Source organism: Campylobacter magnus, from assembly GCF_028649595.1.
In the GTDB taxonomy this organism is placed as follows: Bacteria; Campylobacterota; Campylobacteria; order Campylobacterales; family Campylobacteraceae; genus Campylobacter; species Campylobacter magnus.
Genome location: NZ_JAQSLK010000003.1, coordinates 81,596 through 104,582, shown reverse-complemented (window position 1 = coordinate 104,582; position 22,987 = coordinate 81,596). Strand labels below are relative to the sequence as shown.

Below are 22,987 nucleotides of genomic sequence, written 5' to 3'. Positions count from 1 at the left end.
GTCCTTTTAATTTAAAATTTTGAATTTTTTCCACTGCTACTTACAGATACTATATCAGCAAGATTGTTGCTGTTTCTCTCAAATTTTGCTAGATCAAAATTATCTGTGTTTTGTATCTTGGGATATTTTTAGCCTTAGGAATTCTAGTTTTTAGGAATTTTAGATTTGGGAATTTTAGAATTCCTTAAAAAATACCCCTAACCCTGGGCCAGCGGATTGCGCAGCAAAAAAAACTTAGCAAGCAGCGGATGCAAAGTAAAAATAGGAATTCTAGTTTAAGGAATTTTAGTTTAAGGAATTTTAGAATTCCTAGGGAATTTTGCACAGGAATTCTAGATTAGGGAATTCTAGAATTCCTAAGGAATTTTGAGCAGGAATTCTAGATTAAGGAATTCTAGAATTCCTAGAAAATTACTAAAAACAAAAGCACTCTACTCCAAGCTAGCTGCGCTTTCGACGACTTTGTAGCTTTCTACATAATCGCCCTCTTTCATATCATTAAAGCCCTCTATGCCAACGCCGCATTCATAGCCTTTTGCTACCTCACGCACATCGTCTTTGAAGCGTTTTAGCGAGCTTACATTGCCCTCAAAAACAACCACACCATCACGGATCACACGGATTTTTGCGCCACGGTTTATGCTGCCCTCAGTTACCAGACAGCCTGCGATTTGACCGATTTTTGGCACAGATATTACTTGCTTGATTACAGCTTGGCCTAGTTCTTCTTGGCTGATTACTGGGCTCATTAAGCCGCTGAGCAAGGCTTTTACATCATCTATTAGATTGTAGATGATATTGTAGGTTTTTATGCTTACACCTCGTTCTTTGGCTAGTTCTTTTACCTCGCCGGTTGGGCGGACATTAAAGCCCAAAATCACGCTATTTGCGCTAGCACTTGCTAGTGTGATATCACTTTGAGTTATACCGCCCACTCCTTGGTGGATGATATCTACTTTTATCTCATCATTTCTAAGCTTTTCTAGGCTTGCTTTTATCGCTTCTAGCGAGCCTTGGACATCTGCTTTGATGATTACAGGAAGGCTTTTTAGGCTGCCTTCTGCGATTTTTGCGCTAAGTTCGTCAATGCTAACTTTTGTAGATTTGCTAAGCTCTTTTTGGCGCAGATATTCATATTTTTGCGCTGCGTAGTCACGGGCTTCTTTTTCACTTTTTACGCTTATTAGCGTCTCGCCAGCATCAGGCACTTCGCTAAGGCCGATTATCACACCACACTCGCCAGGGCCTACTGATTTTAGAGGATTTCCTAGATCATCATTTAGAGCTCTAACCCTGCCGTGAGCTATGCCAGCTACAATTATATCGCCTACTTTTAGAGTTCCATTTTCTACTATTATAGTAGCTACTGGGCCACGGCCTTTTTGAAGTGAGCTTTCTATTATCGTAGCTTTGGCATCTCTTTTTGAATCAGCTTTTAGATCCAAAAGATCTGCTTGAAGCAGCACGATTTCTAGCAGATCTTCTACGCCTTGACCAGTTTTTGCTGAGATTGCGCCAAACTCATACTCGCCACCCCAGTCAGTAGTAAGCACACCAAGCTCAGCAAGTCCTGATTTTACTAGATCTGGATTTGCGTTTTCTTTATCCATTTTATTTATTGCGATGATTATAGGCACATTTGCGGCTTTTGCGTGAGAGATCGCTTCTTTTGTTTGTGGCTTTACACCATCATCAGCAGCTACTACGATAATAGCGATATCAGTAGCATTTGCCCCACGCGCTCTCATCGCTGTGAATGCCTCGTGTCCTGGAGTGTCAATAAAGGTGATTTTACGCCCGTTTTTTTCTACCATATACGCACCCACATGCTGTGTGATACCACCAGCCTCGCCGCTAGCGATGCGAGAGTTGCGGATATAGTCTAGTAGGCTGGTTTTTCCGTGGTCCACATGTCCCATGATAGTAACTACTGGCACCTTTGTTTCGCTGCCACGGCCTTCGTTTTCGCTCTCATAAGCCTTGATATAATCAAAATCCTCTTGTTCATCTATAATGCTAACTTCTATACCGAACTCAGCACCCAAAATCTCAATCTCATCTTCATTTAAAAAGTCGTTTTTAGTTGTCATTTTGCCCAGTTTAAACAAAGCACCGATTACTTCGCTTACGCTTTTTTTGATCTTATCAGCAAACTCATAAAGGCGAATTTCTTTTGGGATTTCTACGCTTGTTACGCTCTCATTATCGCTATTTTTGATTACTTTTTTGTGCTTTTTGCGAGCACCACGAGATATGCCACCATCAAAGTTAAAACCTGTATTTTGCTGTGGCGTTCTATAAACATTTATTTGTTTTTTGGGCTCTTTGCGCTCTACTTCAATAGGCTTTAAAGTAAGATCAGGCAATACCACTACATCTTCATCATCAATTACTATATCGCTACCAAATGAGCCTAGCAAATCAAGCTTTTGCGAGCTTTCATGTTTTCCTGCTGGGCGAGATGCATTAGGCTTTTTCTCTTTTTTCTTTTTAGCTTGCGTGTTACTTTGGCCATCTAAACTAAACATAGATTCAAGATTTTTGCTTTGTTCTTTTAGTGGGCTTGGGCGTTCAGGCTCGCTTTGGCGTTTTTTTACTATTACTAGCCCTTTACGCTTGATTGACTCTGTTTTTTCAGGGATTTTTGGCTCATCTTTTTCATTTTTCATAGTGCTTAGTGCGTTTTCTACAGCGATTTCGTTTATTATATCAGCACTTGGAGTGCTCTCTTTTTGTGCTGGCTGCTCTTTTTTAGGGCTTGGTTTTTCTTGTTTTGAAGTTTCTTTTGTGCTTTTTTTCTCAGCTGTTTTAGTGGTAGTTTTTTTTGCAGCTGTTTTTGGCTCTGCTTTTTGTGCTGTTTTTGGCTCACTTTTTTCGCTGGTTTTTTCAGTAGTAGTTTTGGCAGTAGTTTTTTTGGCAGCTGTTTTTTTGGCTGTTTTTTTGGTCTCGGCTTCTTTTGCCTTTTTTTGACGCTGGGCTATGCTTGCTGGCACCACTCCACTTGTAGTATACTCAAATATCGCCTCAGCATCCTCTACACTCACTCTTGAAGTAGCGTTTTTGACATCAATGCCAAGCTCTAAGGCTTTTGCCACGATTTCTTTGCCCTCATAGCCTAAATCTGCTGCTATATCGCTAATTTTAACTGTATCTTGCATCAAAAGTCTCCTTTTTCATATGTGCCGAAGCGCCCCAAGGCTTTGCGTAGGATGTTTTCGTCCTTTTGCAAGCAGTTTTGGCATAGATAAAACGACCGGCAATTTTTGGGATTTTTTATGATTTTACCATCAATGCTGGCAAATCTTGCTAGTTCGTGCTGAAATAGCCGCATCCTACACACGACACACATACGGATAGGCTGATGAGATTTGCGCATTTTCGTCCTTAAAAACTGCGATTATATCATAATTTCAGGCTTTTTTGGCAAAAAATGCTTAAAAATTTAGCTTTTTTTGCTAGGAATTCTAGAATTCCTAGCAAAAAACTCAAAGAAAACTCAAAAAAAGCCAGATCACTAAAACATTGATAAAATCAATAAAAAAAACGCCACTTAGGCAAAGTATTGCTAGAGCACTTTTTGAGCTAAAAAATCTAAGTTCTAGTTTTTCAAGATTTGCTAAGGCTATAGGCGTAGCACCAAGGCAAAGCCCGCACTGAGCAGATGAGAGCAAAGCTGCCTCATAGTCCCTGCCCAAAACCCTAAAAGTGATGAAAAACACAAAAAAAAGCATTAACACAAGCTCTAAGCACAAAAGTACAAAAAGTGGCAAGCCAATATCTAAAAGCGCCTTTAAATCAATGCTCATAAGGGCTAAAGCCAAAAACAAAGCTAAGCAAAAATTGCCAAGCAAAGCTAGATTTTTGTGTGCTAATGTTAGCCCAAAAAAATAGCATAAAACTCGCAAAATAAGGGCAAAAATAAGGGCAAAAATAATAGCTGGCAAAGAAATAAAAAGCTTTATAACACTAGCGCAAAGCACGCAAAAAGCCAGTAAAAGCACAGAAATAATTGTGTTTTTTAACTCTTTTTTGCTAAAAAAAAGCATTAAGGCATTACCTAGCTCATTGCCTAGCTCTTTTTGGCTAGGGTTTTTTTCTTTACTTTCAAATCTAGAATTCTCTTTTTTCAAAACAAACTTTTCAATTAAAAAAGCCCCAAGCGGTGCACCTAAAACTGAGCCAAAAAGTGCGCCAAAAGTCGCACAAGCAATGCTTATATCAAGCGCATTTGTGATATTGTGAGGCTCGGTTTTTAACACCTCGCTCCAAAAAGCCCCCATACCAAAAGAGCCACTAAGGCTGATTGAGCCAGCAATAACTCCAAGTTCTTTTTGCTTATCAAAGAGTGAAATAATCGTAATTCCAAGTAAATTTTGTAATACCATAATAAAAGCACAAAGCCCTAGAAAAATAAAGAAGTTTTTTGAAAAATTAGATTTTTTGCTAAAATCAATGCTAAAGCCAAGCCCCAAAGAGGCAAAAAAAGCTAGCAAAAAGCTCTCTTTTAAGCTCTCATCAAAGCTGATTTTTAGCTCAAAAAAATGTGAAAAAAGCACTAAAACACTAAGCGCAAAAACACCACCCAAAACAGCAGCAGGCAAGCACAAAACACTAAAAATTCTAAGCTTTGAGAGCAAATAGCCAAAGCCTAAAATCAAAAGCCCTGCACCAAAAGTTTCAAAAAGCCCAAATGAAATCACTGCTGTCCTTTGGCAAATTCTAGAATTCTTAAAGTAAAGTCTAGAATTCTTAAAGTAAAGTCTAGAATTCTTAAAGTAAAATCTAGAATTCCTAAGCAAAAATAAGCTAGGAATTCTAGATTATCTGGACGCCCTCATTGTCTAGCTCATAAGCATTTACGCTAAAAGAGCTAAACTCGCTAGCAAGCAAATTTTTTAGCTTTTTGGCATCATTTTTGTAAACTAGATTAAAAAAGCTAGACCCACTGCCTGAGAGCGTGCTAAGAAGTGCGCCGTTTTGATAAGCTATTTCACGGATTTTAAATAGTTCTGGCACAGCTTTCATGCGAGCATCCTCGTGCATTTTATCCACTCCGCACGAGCGCAAAAGCTCATAGTCACCACTGACAAAAGCAGCACTCATAAGGCTTGCGTGGCTAAGATTGCTGACACAATCGCTGCGAGAGTAGCTAGCTTGCAAGGCTGAGCGAGAAGCCGCAGTTGAAATTTTGATAGGCGGGACTACGACCACAGCACGCAAATCTTCGCTTAAAGTGGCTTTTTTGGTAATTACACTATTGCCTTTTAAAATACTAACACAAAAGCCGCCGTGTGCGCAAGGAGCGATATTATCAGGATGTGGCTCGTAAGCTAAGCCAAGGTCAACTAGCTTGTTTTTACTAAGGCTAAAACCAGCGATTTTATAAGCAGCAAAAATCGCTGAGATGATAATAGCTGAACTTGAACCAAGTCCACGAGAAAGCGGAATTGCGTTTTTAAAATCAAAGCGAAAGTTTTTGCCTTTTAGCCCAAGTTCGCTAAGAGTGCTATTAAAGATATTTACAAAGCTATTATTTTTTTTAAGGCTAGAATTATTTTCGCCCTCGCCACTAATGCTAATTTGGCTAAAACTTTGTTCTGTGATTGTTATTTCATTGTATAACTTAATAGCAAGTCCAAGGCTATCAAAGCCAGGACCTAGATTTGCGCTAGTTGCAGGGGATAGAATTTTCATATTTTTCCTTTGTCTAAACTGCCTCTAAGACATAATTTGGCAAAACATCAGTGCTAATGCTAAGATTTTTTAGGCTTTTTGGCAAGCTAGCACTCACGCCCAAAATAGGCTCAAGGCTGATTTTATCATCATTTAGCACAAAGCTAAAACCTTTTTTAGCAGCGATAGGAGCATTACCATTTAGGCTAAATCCACTAACTGCGCCAAACTCACAGCCATAAACCCCAGCAAACACGCTAAGAGCGACAAAAGCTACTTTTAAGCCCATAAAAGAACCAGGTCCATTTACGTAAATGATTTTTGTGATTTTGTATTGTTTTTTCAGTTCGGCTAGAAGCTCTGTTATAGCCTCGCTGCTAGGCTTATCGCTGCTTAAACTCTGCTTTAGCTCGCCATTTTGGTAAATGCCAACTAATAAAGGCGAGCCGAGCGTGATAAAAAGTAGCTCACAGCTAGGCAAAGACACGAGATAGCTCTTTGCTTTCTTGGCTTTTAAGGCTTACAAGCTCGTAGTTTGAAGCATCGCTTAAAAGCTCCAAACTAAGCTTGTGATTTAACTCGTGGCTACCAGCAATCGCCTCATAATCACCTAGAATTTGCGCACCAAATACATTTAAATCACCAATAGCATCAAGAATTTTGTGGCGAACAAACTCATTTTCATAGCGCAAACCATCTGGATTTAAAATCTTATCGCCATCTATGACAATAGCATTATCTAGGCTTCCACCAAGTGCTAGTCCCATGGCATTTAGCTTTTTAACATCATCTAAAAAGCCAAAAGTGCGAGCACGAGCGATGTGCTCTAAGTAAGTTTTTTTGCTAAACTCAAAGCTAAAGCTTTGTTTGCCAATAGCTGCTGAGCGAGCAAAATCAATGCTAAAGCTAAACTTAGGGCTAGTGCTAGGGCGAAGTGCTACCATTTTTGCGCCATCTTTGATGATAACTTCTTTTTTTACTACTAGCACTTGTTTTGGCTCATCTAGTTCGCTTATGCCAGCTTCATCTAACATCATACAAAAGCTAAGAGCCGAGCCGTCCATTATAGGCACTTCATTTGCATCCACGCTGATTTTGATATTATCAATTCCATAAGCACTAATCGCACTCATCAAATGCTCTATTGTAGAGATAAATCTGCCACTCTCCAAGTCCCCAAGCACGGTAGCTAGCTGCGTGTTTTTGATATTAAGAGCTTTTGCCTCAAAGCTAGCATCTATATCAGAGCGATAAAAAACAATGCCAGTATTTGCCAAAGCTGGTTCTAACACTAATTTTACAGGTTCGCCTTTATGTAAGCCAATGCCGATATTTTCTACTTTTTTAGCTATTGTTCTTTGCTTTATCATTATAAAAACCTTGAAATTACTTCAAAAAATGTGCGATTTTAGCAAAATTTTTATAAATTTTGCTTAAATTACTTGCTGCCATCTATAATTTTTTTAGAATTTTCTAAAATATCATAGACACTTTCTTTCATCCATTTTCTATCCATCCACTCCTCAGGACGAACCTCTATGCCTTGAATCACCACACCAAAGTGCAAGTGATCGCCAAGCGCAAGTCCTGTAGTGCCAGTAGTTGCGATATTTGCCCCACTTGGCACTATTTCGCTTTGCTCGTGTGCCATGGTGGTACAGTGACCATAAAGTGTATAAAGTCCAAAACCATGGTAGATGATCATATTATTGCCATAAATGCCGTTTTTATCGGCAAATACTACCTCTCCTCCATTGCTAGCTACAATGCCAGCCATCGCTGTGCTAGCAAAGTCTAGTCCCATATGATAGCTCTCACTAAGCTCAGCCCCATCAAAGCTAAAAATGCGGTGATCGCCAAAGCTAGCCACCACAGCTCCATTTTTTAGCGGATAAAAAGGCGTGATTTTAAACTCGCCAAGCTTGTCCTCTCGTATCTGGCTGGTAATTTGCTCGATTATATCCTCATTTGCGTTGCGCAAGGTCTCATTTACAAACTTAAACTTAGCAATAGCGTCCATTTGATCAACGTCCTTTGCGTATTCATTGGCAAGTTCTGTTATTTTGCCGTCTATAAAGGCATTTGAGATAGCAATTTTGCTTTCTTTGTATTTTTTGCTTTGTAGATATAGTCTTATTGGCGTTTTGCTAGTATTTCCAGCCTTGTCAGTGGCTACTACTGAGGCAGAAAAACTACTCTCCACACTAGGCCAAGCTAGCAAAACAGCGTAATATCCGTCTTTATAAAAAGGCACTGGCTTAAACTTCTTGCCAAAAGAACTCTCTACATAAAGCTCACTAAGCTCGCCGCTATCATCACTAGCCATAAACACAGCCGAGGCTGCGCCGCCTTGGATAATTTTATAGCTTTGATTTAGCACAGCTAGCGCAGGGGCTTTTGCATCGATTACTACTTTTAGATTTTTTTTAGCTTCGTTTCCGCTAAAAAAGTTAGCCTTACTAGTGTCATTTGCGACGATGTCTAGCTTGTATTCTTGGCCACTTTTATACTTGATATTTTTAGGGAATTCTAGATTTAAGTTAACTTCTTTTTCTCCGCCAAAGCTTTGAGATATTAGCTTTTGGCTACCCTCAGCTGAGCTAAAAATCACCTCAACCTTACCTACGCCACTCTCATCACTGATAGCTACTTTAAGTGGTTTTTTAGGATTGTGATAAGTAGTGCCTGCTTTTTCATTTTCAATCTCTATTTTTGGCGCAGATTCTTCAAAAACGCTAACCCCAGGACTAAAAACCAAAACCCCAGCAGCAACTATCAATAAAACTACTATAAAAAAGATTTTTTTCATATTTCCTACTTTTAAAAAATTTTTTGATTATAGCACAAAGGCTAATAAAAAAGATGAATTCAGGCTAGAATTCTCTAACAAACATTATCTAGGGAATTCTAAAATTCTTACAAATCACAGCATCTATCCTAGCATCAATTGCCAAGCTTAGCTCTTCATCGCTTTCTACGATGAGCGCAATTTTGCTATCAAAAAGATAATCATCAGCTACGCTTTGAAGCTCTTTTGCTAGGCTAAGATTATTACAAACTACGAACTTTACGCCCCTTGCGTTTGAGATTACGGCCTGTAGTTTGTTTTTTACTAGCACAAACTCGTCATTTTGGCTGCTGTTAGAGGCGCTAAAATCGCTGATTTTTGGCGTTTTGCTACTAACTAATGGATGAGAAAAAAGTATCATTTTTTAGCCTTTTATCTGCTGGCACTCTTGGCAAAGTCCGCCTTTTAGCTCATCGCTGCTTACAAAAGTCCCGCACTTTTTACACTCACTCAAAGCTTCTATTTCATCATTTTCTTTGCTTTTTTTGCCTGATAGCTTTGATTTTAGCATGAAATAAATCACCGCAGCAATTAAGGCAAAAATTAAGATTTTTCCTAGCATTTTACACCTTTTATAAATACATAATTTCGCTCTTTAGCTTTTTTTATGCTGATTTGTGCTTTTAGCCCTGATAGTTCAGCTTCAATGCTAGAGCCTTTAAATAACGCAAAGAGTGTATTTTCATCATAAAAACCCTTTGAGAGGGAGAGTAAATCAGCCACCTTAAAAGCTGCCCTTGATGTGATAATATCGGCTCTAAAAGGCTCTTCATCTTCTATTTTTTTGCTATGAACTACGATATTTTCTAGTCCTAAATGCGCCTTTGCGTAGCTTAAAAAGCTCGATTTTTTAGCATTTGGCTCAAAAAGATGAAAAGTACACTCACTCATTTTCATAGCTAAAAAAACAGCTGGAAACCCAGCCCCAGAGCCTATATCAATAACCACCTTTGCGCTAGAAAAGTTAGAGAATTCTAGAATTCCTAGGCTATCTTTTGCCACCTCATCAAGGTTTTTGTAGGTGCTTAGGCTGTGGATTTTATTAAATTTAATAAAAATATCCTCATAAGCCCTAAGTCTCTCATCAAAATCCATCAAAGCAAATGCCCCATTTGTTCTTTTTTGATACGCAAATACTCTTTATCATACGGATTTTCTGGCATTTTTATAGGAATTCTAGACTCTATTTGAACTGATTTTAAAGCTGAGATTTTTGCTGGATTATTTGTAAGCAAATTTATCTTTAAAATTCCCAAATCTGCTAGTATAAACTCAGCCGCTTCGTATGTGCGCTCATCAGCCTCAAAGCCTAGTTGGTGATTTGCCTCAATGGTATTTAGCCCACTATCTTGGAGATTATAGGCGTTTATTTTGTTAAGTAAACCTATATTTCGCCCTTCTTGGCGCAGGTAGATTAGCGCTCCGCCATGTTCGTTTATGTAAGACAAAGCACTTGCTAGCTGCTCGCCACAATCGCACTTCATAGACCCAAAAGCATCGCCAGTTAGGCACTCTGAGTGAATTCGCACATTTATAGCCTCGCCCTTGCTAATAAGCTCATCAAGGTCATTGCGAAACACGACGCAATGCTCTTTTTGCCCACTTTTATAGACCTTTATTTTAAAAAGCCCAAATTTACTAGGTAGATTTGCTACTTTTGAGCTTTTCATTACTCTACCACCACTCGCTCTAAGCTAGGGCTAAGCTTGACTAAAATATCATAGTTTATAGTATCAAAGTACTTTGCCCAGATATTTGCATCATTTATTACACAAAGCTCATCGCTAAGGCTGTCGCTAGAAAAGCTATCCATTGACATGCGTCCTAGCATTTTGTCTTTGGCGTTAAAGACAAACTCGCCCTTGCCATTATAGCGCAAAAGCCCATCGCCATATCCTAGGTCGTAAGTAGCGATATCCATAGGCTCTTTTGCGCAAAATACCCCACCATAGCCCACGCACTCGCCACGCTCTAGCCTGCGCTCGCTAAGTTTGCTAGCCCAAAGACTAAGCACTGGCTTTAGAGCTAAACTCTCATCAAACTGAGCATATCCATACTGCGCAATGCCTACACGCACACACTCATCACGGTTTGCTAGGTTTTTATCACGCTCAACGGCAGCTGAGTTGTGTAGATGAAAGATAGGATTTTTCACACCAAACTCTACGCAAAGCTCTTTAAAATATGCTTTAAGCTCCAAAAACATCTCATTTTGTATAGCAAAGCTAGCGCTTAGCTCATCAGCCCCACAAAAATGCGTATAAGCACCGCAAATATTTATTTTACGCTTTTTAGAGAGCCCAAAAGCCTCTTTTAGCTCGTGCTTTTTTAGTCCGTGGCGATGCATGAGAGTATCAAGAGTAATCTGGACTTTTGAGCCACTTTTTATATGCTCTAAATTGCTAAAATCATTTATAGCATAAATAAACTTAGCATTTGTGCTCTCAGCTCCATTTGCCCTGTGAGAGAGGATAATAATACGCTCAAAAAAGCTCTCAATGCTTCTAGCCTCGCTCTCATCTCGCACCACAGCAGTTTTTAGCCCAAACTCACTAGCAAGAGCAGCGATTTGAGTTAGTCCGTGGCCATAAGCATTGTCTTTTAGCACGGCAAAGACACGGGCTTTATCGCCAACCTTAGCACAGATTTGCTCTAAATTATGAAAATACGCGCTTTTGCTAAGCTTTATTTGTGCCATTTATTGCTCTACTAAGATTTTCATTTTATCGCCATCAAGGCGGACAAATAGGGTTTTTTCGCCCTCAAACTTATAAGAGCTAGTAAGGTATTTTTCATGAAAAATCACTTTGAAAAATGAGCCTTTTTCTACTGATGGATAAGGGATAATGCGAAACTTAGAAAAGTTTATAAATTTGCTTTCTTTTTTGTTAAAAATGCTAGTTTTCATCTCGGCAAAGGCTTTGTATCTTTGCCCATCAAAGCGAATAAAGTCCTTATCATAAAAAGCTAGGTATTTTTTTATATCACTTACACTCCACGCATGCTTCCACGCAAAAAGCTCGGCAAAAATAGCTGCAATCTGCTCGTTTGTAGCTTCTTTTATGCCTTCTTCATTGATTAGCACCACGCCGCCTTTATCGCCTACGATATTCTCGTATTTTACCAGCTCGTCATTGTCAAATGCCACGCAACCACGAGTTTTTTCAGCATCTATGCGATCTCCATCAAAAGGAAGTCCATGTATCCAAATGCCGCCGCCATCACGCTTTCTAAGGCTATCGTATAAATCAGGATAGCTTAGAGAAAAAGCAGCTGGACCATAATACTGATCGCTTGGCTTAAAGTGTCTTGTGATGTGATAAGCACCAACTGGGGTTTTTAGATCGCCTTCTTTTAGCTTATCACCCATTAGACCTGTGATTATGTTTTTTTTAGAAAAGCGACTTTCTAACTTGTCGTTTTCGTAGTGTAGTAGTTCTAGCTTTTTGCTAGTTTTATCCACTACTGTGATAAAAGTAGGTGCTGGATAGTAGCCGTATTTTAGCTCTTTGCCTTTTAGTATTTCTTGCCAGTGCTTTTTGCTTTGCAAGTTATTTTCTATAGCATCACGCACAGCTTCTAAGCCATTATCAAGATAAATTTGTTCCAAGCTCTTTGCGCCCAAAACGCTAGATAAAAATACTAACGCAAGAAGTAGTTTTTTCATTGTTTTTACCTATTTTTTTGAATTTTTAAGGCGCAATTATAGCTAAGTTTTTCAAAAAATTTACTACTTTTTTATAAGTTTTTAGCTAGAATTTCAAACTTTTTTTAAAAAAATCAAGGAGAAAAGATGAAAAAGTTTGTTTTAAGTATAGCTAGCATTGCTGCTGTCTTTGGCGCAGATGTTGAAATAGATGGAGCTTACGCAAGGGCAAGCATACCAAATGTGCCTAACTCGGCTGCTTTTTTTGTGATAAAAAATAATAGCGACAAAGATATCGCAATAACTAGCGCAAATAGCGATATAGCCGAAAAAAATGAGCTTCACACTCACATAAAAGAAAATCAAATGTTGAAAATGATGAAAATAGAAAAGCTTGTAGTGCCTGCAAAATCAAGCTTGGAGCTAAAAAGTGGTGGCGATCATGTAATGCTAATTGGGCTAAAAAAAGAGCTAAAAGCAGGCGATGAAATAAGCTTGGAGCTAAGCTTTAGCGATGGTGATAAAAAAAGCATCAAAGTGCCTGTAAAAGACCTAGCAAGCACTATGCATAAAATGCAGCACTAATGCCTTGGCAAATCATAACTAATCTAGAATTCCCTAGCGGAATTCCAAAATTCCCTAGCGTAGAAATTCTAGAATTCCTAGAAAATCTAGAATTCTTGAGTGAAAAAAGCATAGCAAAAAATCTAGCAAATCTACAAAAAACCTTCATAGCTCATAATGCAAAAACTGGCGAGTATTTCGCTGCAAGAGCGCTTTTTTGCCATAAAGGTATTTATTATTTTTTTGATGGTAAAGATTTTAAGATTTCTAAGAGCAAAAACGAGCTTTTAAAAGGCATTAAAAAAGAGCTTGATTTAAGCGCTTTGAGTGAGTATTTAAGCTTTATGTCTGCAAAAAAAAGCTTTTTTAAATCAGTTTTTGAACTTAGGGCTGGGGAGTATTTGCGCTACAAAAACGGCAAGCTAAAAAAAGGCGTTTTTGATAGCTTAAAAGGCGTGGGAATTCTAGATTGTGATGAGAAAAATCTAGAATTCCTAAAATCTAGAATTCTTACTACCCTAGAAAAACAAATCAGCCTTTATCACAGCCAAAATCCTTGCGCCTTGCTCTCTGGCGGGCTTGATTCATCCTTGCTAACAGCACTTTTTGCTAGGCAAAGCAAGCAAAAAGTTCAGGCTTTTAACCTAGCTTTTTTAGACGCTCCGCACTATGATGAGAGTGAGTTTGCTAGGACTGCGGCTGATTTTATAGGCTGCAAGCTTCATAGTGTGAATTTAGCTAAAAAGGACTTTTTGGATACTTTTTATGCTAGTGATTTTAATGCCGAACCCCTAGCTGATAGTGCTAGTATTGCCTTGCGCTTTTTGTGCGAAAAAATCGCTAGCCACGGACACAGCGTAGCATTTTCAGCTGAGGGGGCAGATGAGTGCTTTTTGGGCTATGATCTTTATTTTAGAGTGCTTGAGTTTTACCGCTACGACCTGCCCCAAGCTCGCTACCCACTTATCTCAAAAGACAGCGAGTACCTGCGCAGAAAGGCTTTAGGTTTGCCTATTTATGGCGGATTTTGTGAGGTTTTTACTCGCTATCAAAAAGAACTGCTTTTTGCTGATTGTAAGGATTTTAGCATTGATGAGCCGATTTTAGCATATCAAAATAATTACAAAGAACTACGCCAAATGCGATACACGGATTTTCGCATTGCAAGCGAGGGCATAGTAGCTAGAAAGCTTGGTGCTATGAGCGATTTAGTGGAGATTAAAACGCCCTTTTTTGCGCTAGCAAAACTTGCTTTAAGCCTTGAAAATCCAAGCCCTAATTATAAGCCAAAAGAGCTTTTAAAAAGCATAGCAAAAGAACAAGGGCTTTTAAGCGATGAGATAATTTATAGAAAGAAAAAAGGGCTTAGCACGCCGTTTTTAGAGTGGGTGCTAAAAGAAATGGATGCTAGTAGCGAGATTTTAAAGGCAAATAAAATTTTAGGCTTTGCGCTTTTTAGCAAAGTTTTTGTACGTGAGCTAGAGCGCAAGGCTAGGCGTGGACGCTTTAAACAGCATTTATGGTCTTTGCTTTGTTTTGTTCGTTGGCTAGAGCGGCACTTTGGCTAAGCAAAAGTGAAGGCAGCAAAATCAAAGATGATGCTAGCATAAAAAACATAACTAAATCTGTGAGAGCTCCAAAATAAATAGTAGGCCAAAAGTTGCTACTAATCATAACCCCAAAGCCTATAAATACAGCAAAGCTAGTATAGTACAGCGCATATCCTATGCTAGCGTGGCTTGCGATGATTGCTTTTTTGCTATCTTTAAAATGCGCTAGTTCTCGCTTGTAGCGGTAGATATAGTGGATTGCGCTATCTACGCCTATGCCAAGGCTGATTGAGCCTATGGTTATGCTCATGATATCTAGGCTAAGCCCAGCTAAGCCCATAGCTCCAAGCACGCAAATAAGTGGCAAGATATTTATACAAATCGCAATTATCGCTAGTCTAAGCGAGGCAAAAATCAGCCAAAATGTCGCAAAAAATGCTAACAAAACAAAGCCAAGGCTATTTATTTGAGAGCTAAAAAGTGAGTCTAGCATATTTGTATAAAGCTTCATTGCCCCTGAGATTTTTACCTGGGCGTTCTCACCTACAAGCTCATTTAGTTCATTTTGTAAAGTACTTAAAAACTCTGCTCTTTTTAGGCGCGGGTCGCTATCAAGGGTTCGCACGCTAAAATGCAGCTCGTCATTTTCAATACTTACAAAAGGCGTCAAAATAAGCTCTCTGCGCTCTCCACTAAGACTAGAATAAATAAGCGCAAGCGCAAGCGCATCAAGCTCTCTGCCCTCATTTAGCTCTTTGCCAACCTCTAACAAATCAGCCAGCGAGCTAACTGAGCCTATGAACTCTTTGTTTTTTAGATATTCATTAACACTTTTTAGCACGCTCATGCGCCGTTCATTAAACCAATACTGAGCAGCATCACTACTAGCAAACTCATCAGCAAACTCATCGTCTAAACTAGAATTCCTAGGCTCTTTTTTATCTTTTTTAAAGCTGATTATTATATCAAGCGGCACGGTGCCACCAAGCTTATTGTCTATTAGCTCCATGCCTTTATAAATATCAGTGTTTTCTTTAAAATACCCTATGAAGCTGTTTTCTACGCTAAGCTTGCTTATGCCCCAAAGCCCTACGCAAAGCCCAAGTGCGCTGATAGCAAAAACCACCTTGCGAGCTCTAAGATTTAAAGCGATTTTTGCGCACAATGTTGTAAGAGAAAAATACCGCTCAAAGGCTGTATTTACGCTCTTTTTGCTAAGTAAACTCATAATAGAGCCAAAAAGCCAAAAGCTAAAGATAAGCGAAAGCGTAATAGAAGCACTCATCATCACCCCAAGGCTGATAATAGGACGAATATCACTAAAAACTAGCGAAATAAAGCCAATAATCGTAGTAAAAATCGCAAAAAAGCAAGGACTCATACGCTCTTTTAAGGCTAAATAAACGATAGCTTTTTGGCTAAAAGAGCTTTTTTTACGCAAGAATTCCCTATATGAGTTTATAAGGTGGATCACAACCGAGAGCGTGATAATAAGCTGTAAGGCGATGTAGTTGCTAGAAATCACCGTAATCTCAAAGCCAAGCAAGCCAAAAAGCCCGCTAGCTGCGCCAACACACACTAAGCAAATAAAAATAGCTAAAAAAACATAGCGAAGCTGTAAATAATAAACAAAAAGGCAAAGCGAACACAAAAGCAAAGTAGCTAGCCCATAAGTAGCAAGATCACTTTTAACAAAGGCTATCATATCATCAGCTATCATATTTATACCGCCTAAAAATAGCTGTGAGCTTGGGAATTCATCTTGGTACGGAATTCCGTTTTGTGAATTTGAGAATTCATCTTGGTGGGGAATTCTAGATTGTGAATTTTGATTATATTTAGCGATTACTTGGCGAATTTGTGTGATTTGCTCGTGTTCTGCTACTCTTAGCTCATCTCTGTAGGCTTTAAAAGCAGCTCTTTGCTCTTTTAGCAGAGTTTTTACTGTGGCGTTGTTTTCAGCGGTTTTTAGCGTGTTTTCTAGCGCAGTTATACTAGAGATAAACTCGTTATACCCAGGATTTGGCTCTAAGGTTAGCAAAAGTGCTGTGGTTTTAAAATCGCTACTTACAAGCGAGTTTTTATAAAAAGGTGAGCTTAAAAACTCAGCTTTTATCGCTTCTTTGCTAGCGTTGCTGTCTTTTAGCGTAGGGATTGTACCTAATAAATCAGAAAATTTTAGCCCTGAGCTAAGCAAAAGTGGCGCATCAAGCATGCTAAATACGCTCTTTACACCCTTAATCTGCGCTAGGTCTTTGCTAAGCGCAGCAAGCGTGCTAATGCTACTTTTGCTAAGTAAATCAGAGTTTGGTGTGTAGGCAATTACCAGCGTGTTTGGGATTTTATATCTTTTTGTTATATCACGCCAGAGCTCTAAGTCTTTATCATTTTCTAAAAGCAGAGTTTGGGTGGAAGCATCAATTGCTAGTTTTGGCACAAAGGCACATAAAAAAGCGCATAAAATAAGAGCCAAAGCCAAAGATAACTTAGGCGCAGATACTAGAATTCTAGCTAGTTTTTGCTTGATTTTATCGCTTTTGTTCATTTATTATTTTTTGCCAGCTTCATCAATGGCGTTTTTGGCATTTATCCTAGCTAGTATTTCATCAAAACCAGCGTTTTTTAGATCCTCAAACTGCGCTCTGTATGTTTGGATGATGCTAACGCCCACAATATCTATATCATAGAGTAAATACTCATTTTCAGCTTTTTTGTGAAACTTAAAAATGATTTTATAAACTTCATTTTCGCCTTTTATTTGTGCGTGGATGAAGTATCTTTTAGGATTTGGGCTCTCATCACCTGTGATTTCTATGCTTTGATTTGTATAAAGTCCTAGCTTTTCGCTAAAAGAAAACTTAAGCCTTGCTACAAAAGCACTCTCAAAACGCTTTTTTTGCTCATCATTCAAGCCCTTATAAGCCTCTCCAAGTGCTAATCTAGCCATAAGCGCATAGTCAAAATACTCATCAAAAATAGCAAAAAGCTCGCTTTCCTTTTCTTTTAAGCTTTTTTGCGTAGCTAAAATCTCCACGGCCTTTCTCAAGTCAACATTTAGCTTAGGTTTTATAGTACCAAGTTCAAGCGCAGATAGTGGCAAAATCACTAGGAATTCTAGAATTCCTAAGGCAAAAAGTAGTTTTAAAAATATTTTTTTCATTATTATATCCCTTGGGCTATTCTTTTATTTGAGCATTGCGTCTTTGTTCGTAAGTATCACGCAAAAATGGATAAAGATCAATAGCATCTTTTGTTAGAATTCTATACTCATCAGGGTTTGTGCCACCTTCGTTTAGTATGTAGCCAGCACCCATGCCAGGGCCTATGAAGCTGTTTTTCCACGCATGTCCGCCAGCCCATCCATCAGCATAACTTATAGGATTTATAAAAAACTCGGCCACTAGTCCTACGCTATCTCTAAGGTTGCTTTGACCGATGATAGGTAGCACAATAGGAAAACCAGAGCCTATGCCCCAATGGCCAAAGGCTTGAGCGATATCTTCATCATGCCTTGGTATATTAAAATGAGTATTTGCCACCTCAAAAAGCCCAGCTACTCCAAAAGTCGTATTTATAGCAAAAGAAAAAAGCTCATCTGTGGCATCCATAAAGCGAAATTGTAAGATATTTCCTACAAAGCGGATAGGGAAAAATAAATTATAAAAAAAGTTTGAAACGCCCTTTTTAGCAGGTTCTGGCACTACTGCGTTATAGCCTTTAAAAACTGGTCTAAAAAAAGCATAATACAAAGAATTATTAAAGCCGGTCATAAAACGGTTATAGCCACTTAATGGATCAAAAACCTCAGCCTTATTAAACTCGGTGCTAAAATCGCTAAAATCATTATTTGAAGTATTTTCTACCTCAGCACAAAAAGCCGATAAAAACAGCAGCAAAGAGAGCATAAATGCCTTCATCTTAAATTCCTTAAAAATGTAAAAACTTGCAATTCTATAAAAATCATCTTTAAAATATAATAAAATTTTTGCTATAATAAATTAAAATTTTATATAAAGGGCAAAAATGATATTGCAAAGCCAGCTAAAAATAACTCTAGAAAACGGCGTTAGCCTTAGTAATGATGATATAGAACTACTAAAAGCTCTAAAAGAGTGTGGCAGCATCATAAAAACAGCTAAAAATATGAAAATATCATATAAAACAGCATGGGATGCTCTAAATAAAATAAACAAAAATAGCGAACTTTTTACTAGCAAAAAAAATCAAGGTTGTACTCTAAATGAAAAAGCCTTAGAGCTAATTAATAAATGCGAACAGATAAAAAAGGCTCAAAATTTTTTAGTCCAAAAAATGCTAGAAAAAAATATAAATTTAGAATATATATCTAGAATTCCTTTAAAACTAAGTGCGAAAAATCAGCTAAAAGTAAAAATACTAGAAATTAATGAAAGTATTGTAAATACTGATATAATAGCCACTTTAAGCACAAACGAAATTCTAAAAGCAAAAATCACAAAATCTAGCCAAAAAGAACTTGGGCTAAAGGTAGGTGATGAAGTAATATTCATCTTTAAAGCTCCAAGCCTAATGATAAAAAAACAAGATTTTTCAAAACTTATATTGCCAAATCTCATAAAAGCAAAAATCACCTCAGCAATCATAGGTTCGCAAAACTGCCAAATAACCGCACTTACAAGTGATAAACAAAATTTAACTGCCATCATACCAAATGATGTAACAATGGATCTGCGCCTAGCGGTAAATGATGAAATAGGCGTAATAATAGACCCAAAAGATATAATAATAGGAATATAAATATAAAAAAATAATTTTTTTGACAAGAATAAAAATTTTTTTTACAATGCTAGAAAATTTTTAAGGATAAAAAATGAAAAAAATCTTGCTTTTTACTCTTTTTGCTGCTATTTGCTTTGCTGCCCAGCTAAAAGTAGCTGCTGCTGCTAATCTAAGCTTTGTGCTAAATGAGATAAAAGATGAGTTCATAAAAACTCATCCAAACGATGAAATAAGCATAACTTTTGGCTCATCTGGCAAGCTTGTTAGCCAGATAAAAAATGGGGCTCTTTATGATGTATTTCTCTCAGCTGATATGGGCTTTAGCGAGGCTTTGATAAAAGATAATTTTAGCGCTGATGAAGCAAGTGCAATCTACGCAAAAGGCAAAATAGCAATGTTTAGCACAAGGGGCTTTGAGACTTGTAGCGATCTAAAATGCCTAAAAAACCCAAAAATAAAAAGCATAATAATCGCAAATCCGAAGCTAGCACCTTATGGCAAAGCTAGCGAGCAGGCTTTTAAAAACGCAGGTGTATATGAAGATATCAAAGATAAAATCATAAAAGCTGGCTCAATCGGTGAGGCTCTAAGCCAAAGTCTAAGCGCTGGTGATGTGGGCTTTGTAGCACTCTCAGCACTAAAAAGTGAAAAGCTAAAAGAGTGGCAAAACGCCTACAAACCCGTTGATAGCAGTCTTTATGAGCCGATTTCTCAAGGCATGATTAAGCTAAAAAATAGCCCAAATCCCAAACTAGCAAAGAAATTTTATGATTTTATTTTAAGCGATAAAGCCAAAGAAATATTTAAAAAATATGGTTATGAAATCTAGAATTCCTAGGAATTCTAGATTTTGCATAAAGAAAAAAGACGCAAAATGTTAGAGCTTAACTGCCAAAAAACTTTTAGCAAAGATTTTAGCTTAAATGCTGATTTCATCGTCCCAAAAGGACAGATTTGCGCTCTTTATGGAGCTAGTGGGGCTGGCAAAACTAGCATTTTGCGCATTATCGCTGGGCTTGAGAGAGCTAGTGGATATTGTAAAAAAGGCGCAAAAATTTACTTTGATAAGCAGTGTTATTTGCCCCCACAAGAGCGAAATGTAGGCTTTTTGTTCCAAGACTACGCTTTGTTTGAAAACTACGATGTTTTAGGCAATTTGCTCTTTGCAAAAAAAGACAAAGATAGGGCTGATTTTTTGCTAGATTTGTGCGGAATTTATAGTAAAAAACATGCTAAAATATCAACTCTCTCAGGTGGAGAAAAACAGCGTGTGGCACTCTCTCGCGCTCTTATGAGAGAGCCTGAACTGCTGCTTTTAGACGAGCCCTTTTCTGCGCTTGATAGCATTAGTAAAACCCAGCTTAGCGAGTATTTGCTAAAAGCGCATGAGAGCCTAAAAAGCACAATTTTGCTAATCAGCCACGATAAAGCCGAGATTTACAAGCTTTGTGCGCTCATAATCGAAGTAAAAAACGGCAAAACACAAAAAATACGCTCAAAGGCTGATTTTTTCAGCTCAGATACTGGAATTTTGGCTAGAATTCTAGATATTTTAAGCCCGGATGAAGCCTTGGTTTTAATAGGCGAACTAAGCCAAAAAATAAATCTAAAAAACGCAAATAGCTTTGCTAAAAATGATGAAATAATCATAAATCTAAGCCAAGCAAGCAAGGTGTAGACAAAGGTTTAGGCAAGATGGATTTTAGCCCTTTTTATCTCTCATTTAAACTAGCTTTTATTAGCACGGTGATTTTACTGGTTTTTTGCGTGCCACTAGCGTATTTTCTAAGCCGCGTTAGCTTTAAAGGAAAAAGCATTATAGAAGCTATTATTTCACTACCTCTCGTGCTGCCGCCATCGGTGCTTGGCTTTTATATTTTAGTTTTTCTCTCGCCTTATTCAGCCATAGGCTCTTTTTTTGAAGAGCACTTTGGCATTAGGTTAGTTTTTAATTTCACTGGTCTTGTTATAGCTAGCTGTATTTACTCGCTACCTTTTATGTTTGCGCCGCTTTTAGGGGCTTTTAACTCTTTGCCAAAAAACATCATCGAAGCTAGCTACACTCTTGGCAAAGGACGCATCACCACCATGCTAAAAATCGCTTTGCCAAATATCAAGCCAAGTCTATTAAATGCTATTATAATAAGCTTTGCACATACTTTAGGTGAGTTTGGCGTAGTGCTTATCATAGGTGGGTCTTTAAGCAGAGAGACAAAAGTAGCTAGCATTGCTATTTACGAAGCTACTGAAATGCTTGATTTTACAACCGCTCATATCTACTCAGGCATAATGCTAGCAATTAGCTTTTTTGTGCTATTTTGTGTATATTTTCTTACAAAAAAGATGAAAAAAGATTAAATTCAAATTAAATTCATAAACTTTTAGCTAGAATTGCGCCGTTAAACTCTAAAATTTTTAAGGAATTTTCAAAATGTTTGAGAATATGGATCTTAGTAAAATGAGCGAAATGATAAGCTCTGTTAAAGAAAAGGTAGAAGCTTATGAAAGCGAAGTAGCAAACAAAATCTACGAAGCAAAAGCAGGTGGCGGCATGATATCTGTAAAAATCAATGGTAATAGCGAAATTCAAGATATAGATATCGACGATGAGCTACTTAGCGACAAACAAAGCTTACAAATACTACTAATTAGCGCAGTAAATGATGCAATCGCACTAGCAAACGAAGAAAAGAAAAAAGGCGCCGCACAGGCCTTTGGGCTAGGCGGACTTGGAGGATTTGGATTATGAAATTTTTAGCATTTTTATTAGCATTTGTAGCCCTTAGCTTTGCTGCGCCACGCCCTACAGCTGAGGATTTGCAGATCTGCTATGAGAAAAACAAGGTCTCGCAGTTTGATTATCACGGACATGTAGCAGTAGCACTAACAGCAAATCTCGCTGCTGTAATCGCAGATGATAACAAAACTCTAGCACCAGTTGATTATATCAAGCACGATCCGTATCTTGGGCTATATTTAGTCAAAATTCCTACTACAATGATAGCTCCCTTTATGATGAGCGAAAAAGATCTTAAAATAGATACTTGGGTAAATGTTTTAGATGCCAATGTTACAGCTATGGGACATGTAAAAGCCCTTAGTGCTAATCTTGGCGAGTTTGACGAGCTAAGCTTTGAGGCACCAAAGACTGGCATATTGCTCTGTGACTGCTGTCAAATGGTAGGTATCGCAAAGGGCGCAGATAAGTTCATTGGCTCACGCTACTTACGCCACTTTATCAAGCATGAAGATGTTTATTACGGCGATATTGGCACTGTTTTTGATAGCGTTAATGAAAAGCTGATTGTAAAAAGCGTTTATCCTTTTGGTCCAGCTAGCGACAAGCTTCAAGCAGGCGATATAGTAAAAGCAGTAAATGACATGATACCACGCGATTTAAGGGAGCTAAATGAGAGTGTGCTTTTTGCCGAAAAAGGCGAGATTTTACGCTTTGAGGTTGAAAGAAATGGCAAAAAGCAAATCATAAATGTAAGCCTGCCAGGCGATAATAAGCAGTTTTTTGACAGCAATGCTACGATGATAAATCTTGCAGATATTAACTTTGATAGTAATGTTACAAAGCCAGAGGTAAATGCTACAAAAATTCCACTACCAGAGAAAAAAGAGGTAAAAAAACCAGTAGTAAAAGACAATCTCTACAAAGCCTACGGCTTTAGCGTGGGTAAGGATATGAGAATAACAAGGATAAAAGCTGACTCACCAGCCGCAAAAGCTGGGCTAGAAAGAGGCGATCTTATCATGCAAGTAGGCAAAGAGCCTATCAAAAATGCTCAGATTTTAGAGCGCAAATTAAGCAATGGTAGGCTAAATCATCTTTTGGTTGAGAGAAAAGATTTTCAGTTTTTTGTAAGAATTCGCAAGTAAATCTAGAATTCCTAGGACATTTTTTCTAGGAATTCTAGAATTTGGAATTCTAGAATTCCTGAG

24 protein-coding genes are annotated in these 22,987 nt (G+C 38.1%); 8 read left to right on the top strand and 16 right to left on the bottom strand.

The window, feature by feature from the left end; all coding sequences use genetic code 11:
- Positions 1-431 precede the first annotated feature (431 nt).
- From infB to PTQ34_RS05000, 13 genes are all read right to left on the bottom strand, one after another.
- Positions 432-3,158, bottom strand: a complete 2,727-nt coding sequence (gene infB, locus PTQ34_RS05060; protein ID WP_273932432.1) for a translation initiation factor IF-2 — start codon at positions 3,156-3,158, stop codon at positions 432-434.
- A complete protein-coding gene (locus tag PTQ34_RS05055; protein ID WP_273930132.1) occupies positions 3,158-3,376 on the bottom strand; it encodes a YlxR family protein in 219 nt (72 codons plus the stop codon). The genes infB and PTQ34_RS05055 overlap by 1 nt, the downstream gene beginning before the upstream one ends.
- Before the next feature lie 109 nt (positions 3,377-3,485).
- Positions 3,486-4,700, bottom strand: coding sequence for a sodium/glutamate symporter (locus tag PTQ34_RS05050; RefSeq protein ID WP_273932431.1), 1,215 nt, complete (start codon positions 4,698-4,700; stop codon positions 3,486-3,488).
- A gap of 115 nt (positions 4,701-4,815) precedes the next feature.
- Positions 4,816-5,694 (bottom strand): homoserine kinase, encoded by an 879-nt coding sequence (thrB, locus tag PTQ34_RS05045; RefSeq protein WP_273932430.1) that lies wholly within the window; start codon positions 5,692-5,694, stop codon positions 4,816-4,818.
- A gap of 13 nt (positions 5,695-5,707) precedes the next feature.
- Positions 5,708-6,160 (bottom strand): glycoprotease, encoded by a 453-nt coding sequence (locus PTQ34_RS05040; protein WP_273932429.1) that lies wholly within the window; start codon positions 6,158-6,160, stop codon positions 5,708-5,710.
- Complete coding sequence (gene lpxC / locus PTQ34_RS05035) at positions 6,147-7,040, bottom strand: UDP-3-O-acyl-N-acetylglucosamine deacetylase (RefSeq protein WP_273932535.1); 894 nt, start codon at positions 7,038-7,040, stop codon at positions 6,147-6,149. The genes PTQ34_RS05040 and lpxC overlap by 14 nt, the downstream gene beginning before the upstream one ends.
- A 71-nt stretch (positions 7,041-7,111) precedes the next feature.
- Positions 7,112-8,482, bottom strand: a complete 1,371-nt coding sequence (locus PTQ34_RS05030; protein WP_273932428.1) for a M23 family metallopeptidase — start codon at positions 8,480-8,482, stop codon at positions 7,112-7,114.
- A gap of 88 nt (positions 8,483-8,570) precedes the next feature.
- Complete coding sequence (locus PTQ34_RS05025) at positions 8,571-8,882, bottom strand: hypothetical protein (RefSeq protein ID WP_273932427.1); 312 nt, start codon at positions 8,880-8,882, stop codon at positions 8,571-8,573.
- A gap of 3 nt (positions 8,883-8,885) precedes the next feature.
- Positions 8,886-9,083, bottom strand: a complete 198-nt coding sequence (locus PTQ34_RS05020) for a hypothetical protein (RefSeq protein ID WP_273932426.1) — start codon at positions 9,081-9,083, stop codon at positions 8,886-8,888.
- Complete coding sequence (gene rsmG, locus PTQ34_RS05015; RefSeq protein WP_273932425.1) at positions 9,077-9,616, bottom strand: 16S rRNA (guanine(527)-N(7))-methyltransferase RsmG; 540 nt, start codon at positions 9,614-9,616, stop codon at positions 9,077-9,079. Before rsmG ends, PTQ34_RS05020 begins: the two co-directional genes overlap by 7 nt.
- Positions 9,616-10,191 carry a GTP cyclohydrolase II gene (ribA, locus tag PTQ34_RS05010; protein ID WP_273932424.1) on the bottom strand — a complete coding sequence of 192 codons (576 nt, stop codon included), beginning with the start codon at positions 10,189-10,191 and terminating at the stop codon, positions 9,616-9,618. Before ribA ends, rsmG begins: the two co-directional genes overlap by 1 nt.
- Positions 10,191-11,219, bottom strand: a complete 1,029-nt coding sequence (locus PTQ34_RS05005) for an alanine racemase (RefSeq protein WP_273932423.1) — start codon at positions 11,217-11,219, stop codon at positions 10,191-10,193. Before PTQ34_RS05005 ends, ribA begins: the two co-directional genes overlap by 1 nt.
- Complete coding sequence (locus tag PTQ34_RS05000; protein WP_273932421.1) at positions 11,220-12,188, bottom strand: L,D-transpeptidase family protein; 969 nt, start codon at positions 12,186-12,188, stop codon at positions 11,220-11,222.
- Between the two features lie 126 nt (positions 12,189-12,314).
- On the opposite strand from PTQ34_RS05000, the gene PTQ34_RS04995 reads away from it, so the two are divergent.
- Both PTQ34_RS04995 and PTQ34_RS04990 read left to right on the top strand, forming a co-directional pair.
- Positions 12,315-12,752 carry a copper chaperone PCu(A)C gene (locus PTQ34_RS04995; RefSeq protein WP_273932420.1) on the top strand — a complete coding sequence of 146 codons (438 nt, stop codon included), beginning with the start codon at positions 12,315-12,317 and terminating at the stop codon, positions 12,750-12,752.
- Positions 12,752-14,299, top strand: a complete 1,548-nt coding sequence (locus PTQ34_RS04990; RefSeq protein WP_273932419.1) for an asparagine synthase-related protein — start codon at positions 12,752-12,754, stop codon at positions 14,297-14,299. Before PTQ34_RS04995 ends, PTQ34_RS04990 begins: the two co-directional genes overlap by 1 nt.
- Here the strand turns inward: PTQ34_RS04990 and PTQ34_RS04985 are convergent.
- From PTQ34_RS04985 to PTQ34_RS04975, 3 genes are read right to left on the bottom strand one after another with little or no spacing between them, the layout of a single operon-like run.
- A complete protein-coding gene (locus tag PTQ34_RS04985) occupies positions 14,238-16,826 on the bottom strand; it encodes an efflux RND transporter permease subunit (protein WP_273932418.1) in 2,589 nt (862 codons plus the stop codon). The genes PTQ34_RS04990 and PTQ34_RS04985 overlap by 62 nt on opposite strands.
- A 3-nt stretch (positions 16,827-16,829) precedes the next feature.
- Positions 16,830-17,441: an MlaC/ttg2D family ABC transporter substrate-binding protein gene (locus PTQ34_RS04980; RefSeq protein ID WP_273932417.1), complete on the bottom strand. Its 612-nt coding sequence runs from the start codon at positions 17,439-17,441 to the stop codon at positions 16,830-16,832.
- 16 nt (positions 17,442-17,457) lie between these two features.
- The gene (locus PTQ34_RS04975; RefSeq protein WP_273932416.1) at positions 17,458-18,198 is read right to left on the bottom strand and encodes an MlaA family lipoprotein; all 741 of its coding nucleotides are present in this window, start codon (positions 18,196-18,198) and stop codon (positions 17,458-17,460) included.
- Between the two features lie 106 nt (positions 18,199-18,304).
- Between PTQ34_RS04975 and PTQ34_RS04970 the strand changes: the two genes are divergently transcribed.
- The 6 genes from PTQ34_RS04970 to PTQ34_RS04945 all read left to right on the top strand — a co-directional run bounded on the left by PTQ34_RS04970 (position 18,305) and on the right by PTQ34_RS04945 (position 22,924).
- Entirely contained in the window at positions 18,305-19,057 is a 753-nt protein-coding gene (locus PTQ34_RS04970) for a TOBE domain-containing protein (RefSeq protein WP_273932415.1), read from the top strand.
- 73 nt (positions 19,058-19,130) lie between these two features.
- Complete coding sequence (modA, locus tag PTQ34_RS04965) at positions 19,131-19,868, top strand: molybdate ABC transporter substrate-binding protein (RefSeq protein WP_273932414.1); 738 nt, start codon at positions 19,131-19,133, stop codon at positions 19,866-19,868.
- A gap of 45 nt (positions 19,869-19,913) precedes the next feature.
- Positions 19,914-20,717: an ATP-binding cassette domain-containing protein gene (locus PTQ34_RS04960; protein WP_273932412.1), complete on the top strand. Its 804-nt coding sequence runs from the start codon at positions 19,914-19,916 to the stop codon at positions 20,715-20,717.
- A gap of 17 nt (positions 20,718-20,734) precedes the next feature.
- The gene (gene modB, locus PTQ34_RS04955) at positions 20,735-21,397 is read left to right on the top strand and encodes a molybdate ABC transporter permease subunit (RefSeq protein WP_273932411.1); all 663 of its coding nucleotides are present in this window, start codon (positions 20,735-20,737) and stop codon (positions 21,395-21,397) included.
- 73 nt (positions 21,398-21,470) lie between these two features.
- Positions 21,471-21,788, top strand: a complete 318-nt coding sequence (locus PTQ34_RS04950) for a YbaB/EbfC family nucleoid-associated protein (RefSeq protein ID WP_273932410.1) — start codon at positions 21,471-21,473, stop codon at positions 21,786-21,788.
- The gene (locus tag PTQ34_RS04945) at positions 21,785-22,924 is read left to right on the top strand and encodes a DUF7488 domain-containing protein (RefSeq protein WP_273932409.1); all 1,140 of its coding nucleotides are present in this window, start codon (positions 21,785-21,787) and stop codon (positions 22,922-22,924) included. The genes PTQ34_RS04950 and PTQ34_RS04945 overlap by 4 nt, the downstream gene beginning before the upstream one ends.
- Positions 22,925-22,987: the final 63 nt, after the last annotated feature.

Excerpts from the sequence above, each read along its gene's own strand:
- infB (WP_273932432.1), bottom strand. The coding sequence starts at position 3,158 with ATGCAAGATACAGTTAAAATTAGCGATATAGCAGCAGATTTAGGCTAT.
- PTQ34_RS05055 (WP_273930132.1), bottom strand. The coding sequence starts at position 3,376 with ATGCGCAAATCTCATCAGCCTATCCGTATGTGTGTCGTGTGTAGGATG.
- thrB (WP_273932430.1), bottom strand. The coding sequence starts at position 5,694 with ATGAAAATTCTATCCCCTGCAACTAGCGCAAATCTAGGTCCTGGCTTT.
- PTQ34_RS05030 (WP_273932428.1), bottom strand. The coding sequence starts at position 8,482 with ATGAAAAAAATCTTTTTTATAGTAGTTTTATTGATAGTTGCTGCTGGG.
- PTQ34_RS05025 (WP_273932427.1), bottom strand. The coding sequence starts at position 8,882 with ATGATACTTTTTTCTCATCCATTAGTTAGTAGCAAAACGCCAAAAATC.
- PTQ34_RS05020 (WP_273932426.1), bottom strand. The coding sequence starts at position 9,083 with ATGCTAGGAAAAATCTTAATTTTTGCCTTAATTGCTGCGGTGATTTAT.
- rsmG (WP_273932425.1), bottom strand. The coding sequence starts at position 9,616 with ATGGATTTTGATGAGAGACTTAGGGCTTATGAGGATATTTTTATTAAA.
- ribA (WP_273932424.1), bottom strand. The coding sequence starts at position 10,191 with ATGAAAAGCTCAAAAGTAGCAAATCTACCTAGTAAATTTGGGCTTTTT.
- PTQ34_RS05005 (WP_273932423.1), bottom strand. The coding sequence starts at position 11,219 with ATGGCACAAATAAAGCTTAGCAAAAGCGCGTATTTTCATAATTTAGAG.
- PTQ34_RS05000 (WP_273932421.1), bottom strand. The coding sequence starts at position 12,188 with ATGAAAAAACTACTTCTTGCGTTAGTATTTTTATCTAGCGTTTTGGGC.
- PTQ34_RS04995 (WP_273932420.1), top strand. The coding sequence starts at position 12,315 with ATGAAAAAGTTTGTTTTAAGTATAGCTAGCATTGCTGCTGTCTTTGGC.
- PTQ34_RS04990 (WP_273932419.1), top strand. The coding sequence starts at position 12,752 with ATGCCTTGGCAAATCATAACTAATCTAGAATTCCCTAGCGGAATTCCA.
- PTQ34_RS04985 (WP_273932418.1), bottom strand. The coding sequence starts at position 16,826 with ATGAACAAAAGCGATAAAATCAAGCAAAAACTAGCTAGAATTCTAGTA.
- PTQ34_RS04980 (WP_273932417.1), bottom strand. The coding sequence starts at position 17,441 with ATGAAAAAAATATTTTTAAAACTACTTTTTGCCTTAGGAATTCTAGAA.
- PTQ34_RS04975 (WP_273932416.1), bottom strand. The coding sequence starts at position 18,198 with ATGAAGGCATTTATGCTCTCTTTGCTGCTGTTTTTATCGGCTTTTTGT.
- PTQ34_RS04970 (WP_273932415.1), top strand. The coding sequence starts at position 18,305 with ATGATATTGCAAAGCCAGCTAAAAATAACTCTAGAAAACGGCGTTAGC.
- modA (WP_273932414.1), top strand. The coding sequence starts at position 19,131 with ATGAAAAAAATCTTGCTTTTTACTCTTTTTGCTGCTATTTGCTTTGCT.
- PTQ34_RS04960 (WP_273932412.1), top strand. The coding sequence starts at position 19,914 with ATGTTAGAGCTTAACTGCCAAAAAACTTTTAGCAAAGATTTTAGCTTA.
- modB (WP_273932411.1), top strand. The coding sequence starts at position 20,735 with ATGGATTTTAGCCCTTTTTATCTCTCATTTAAACTAGCTTTTATTAGC.
- PTQ34_RS04950 (WP_273932410.1), top strand. The coding sequence starts at position 21,471 with ATGTTTGAGAATATGGATCTTAGTAAAATGAGCGAAATGATAAGCTCT.
- PTQ34_RS04945 (WP_273932409.1), top strand. The coding sequence starts at position 21,785 with ATGAAATTTTTAGCATTTTTATTAGCATTTGTAGCCCTTAGCTTTGCT.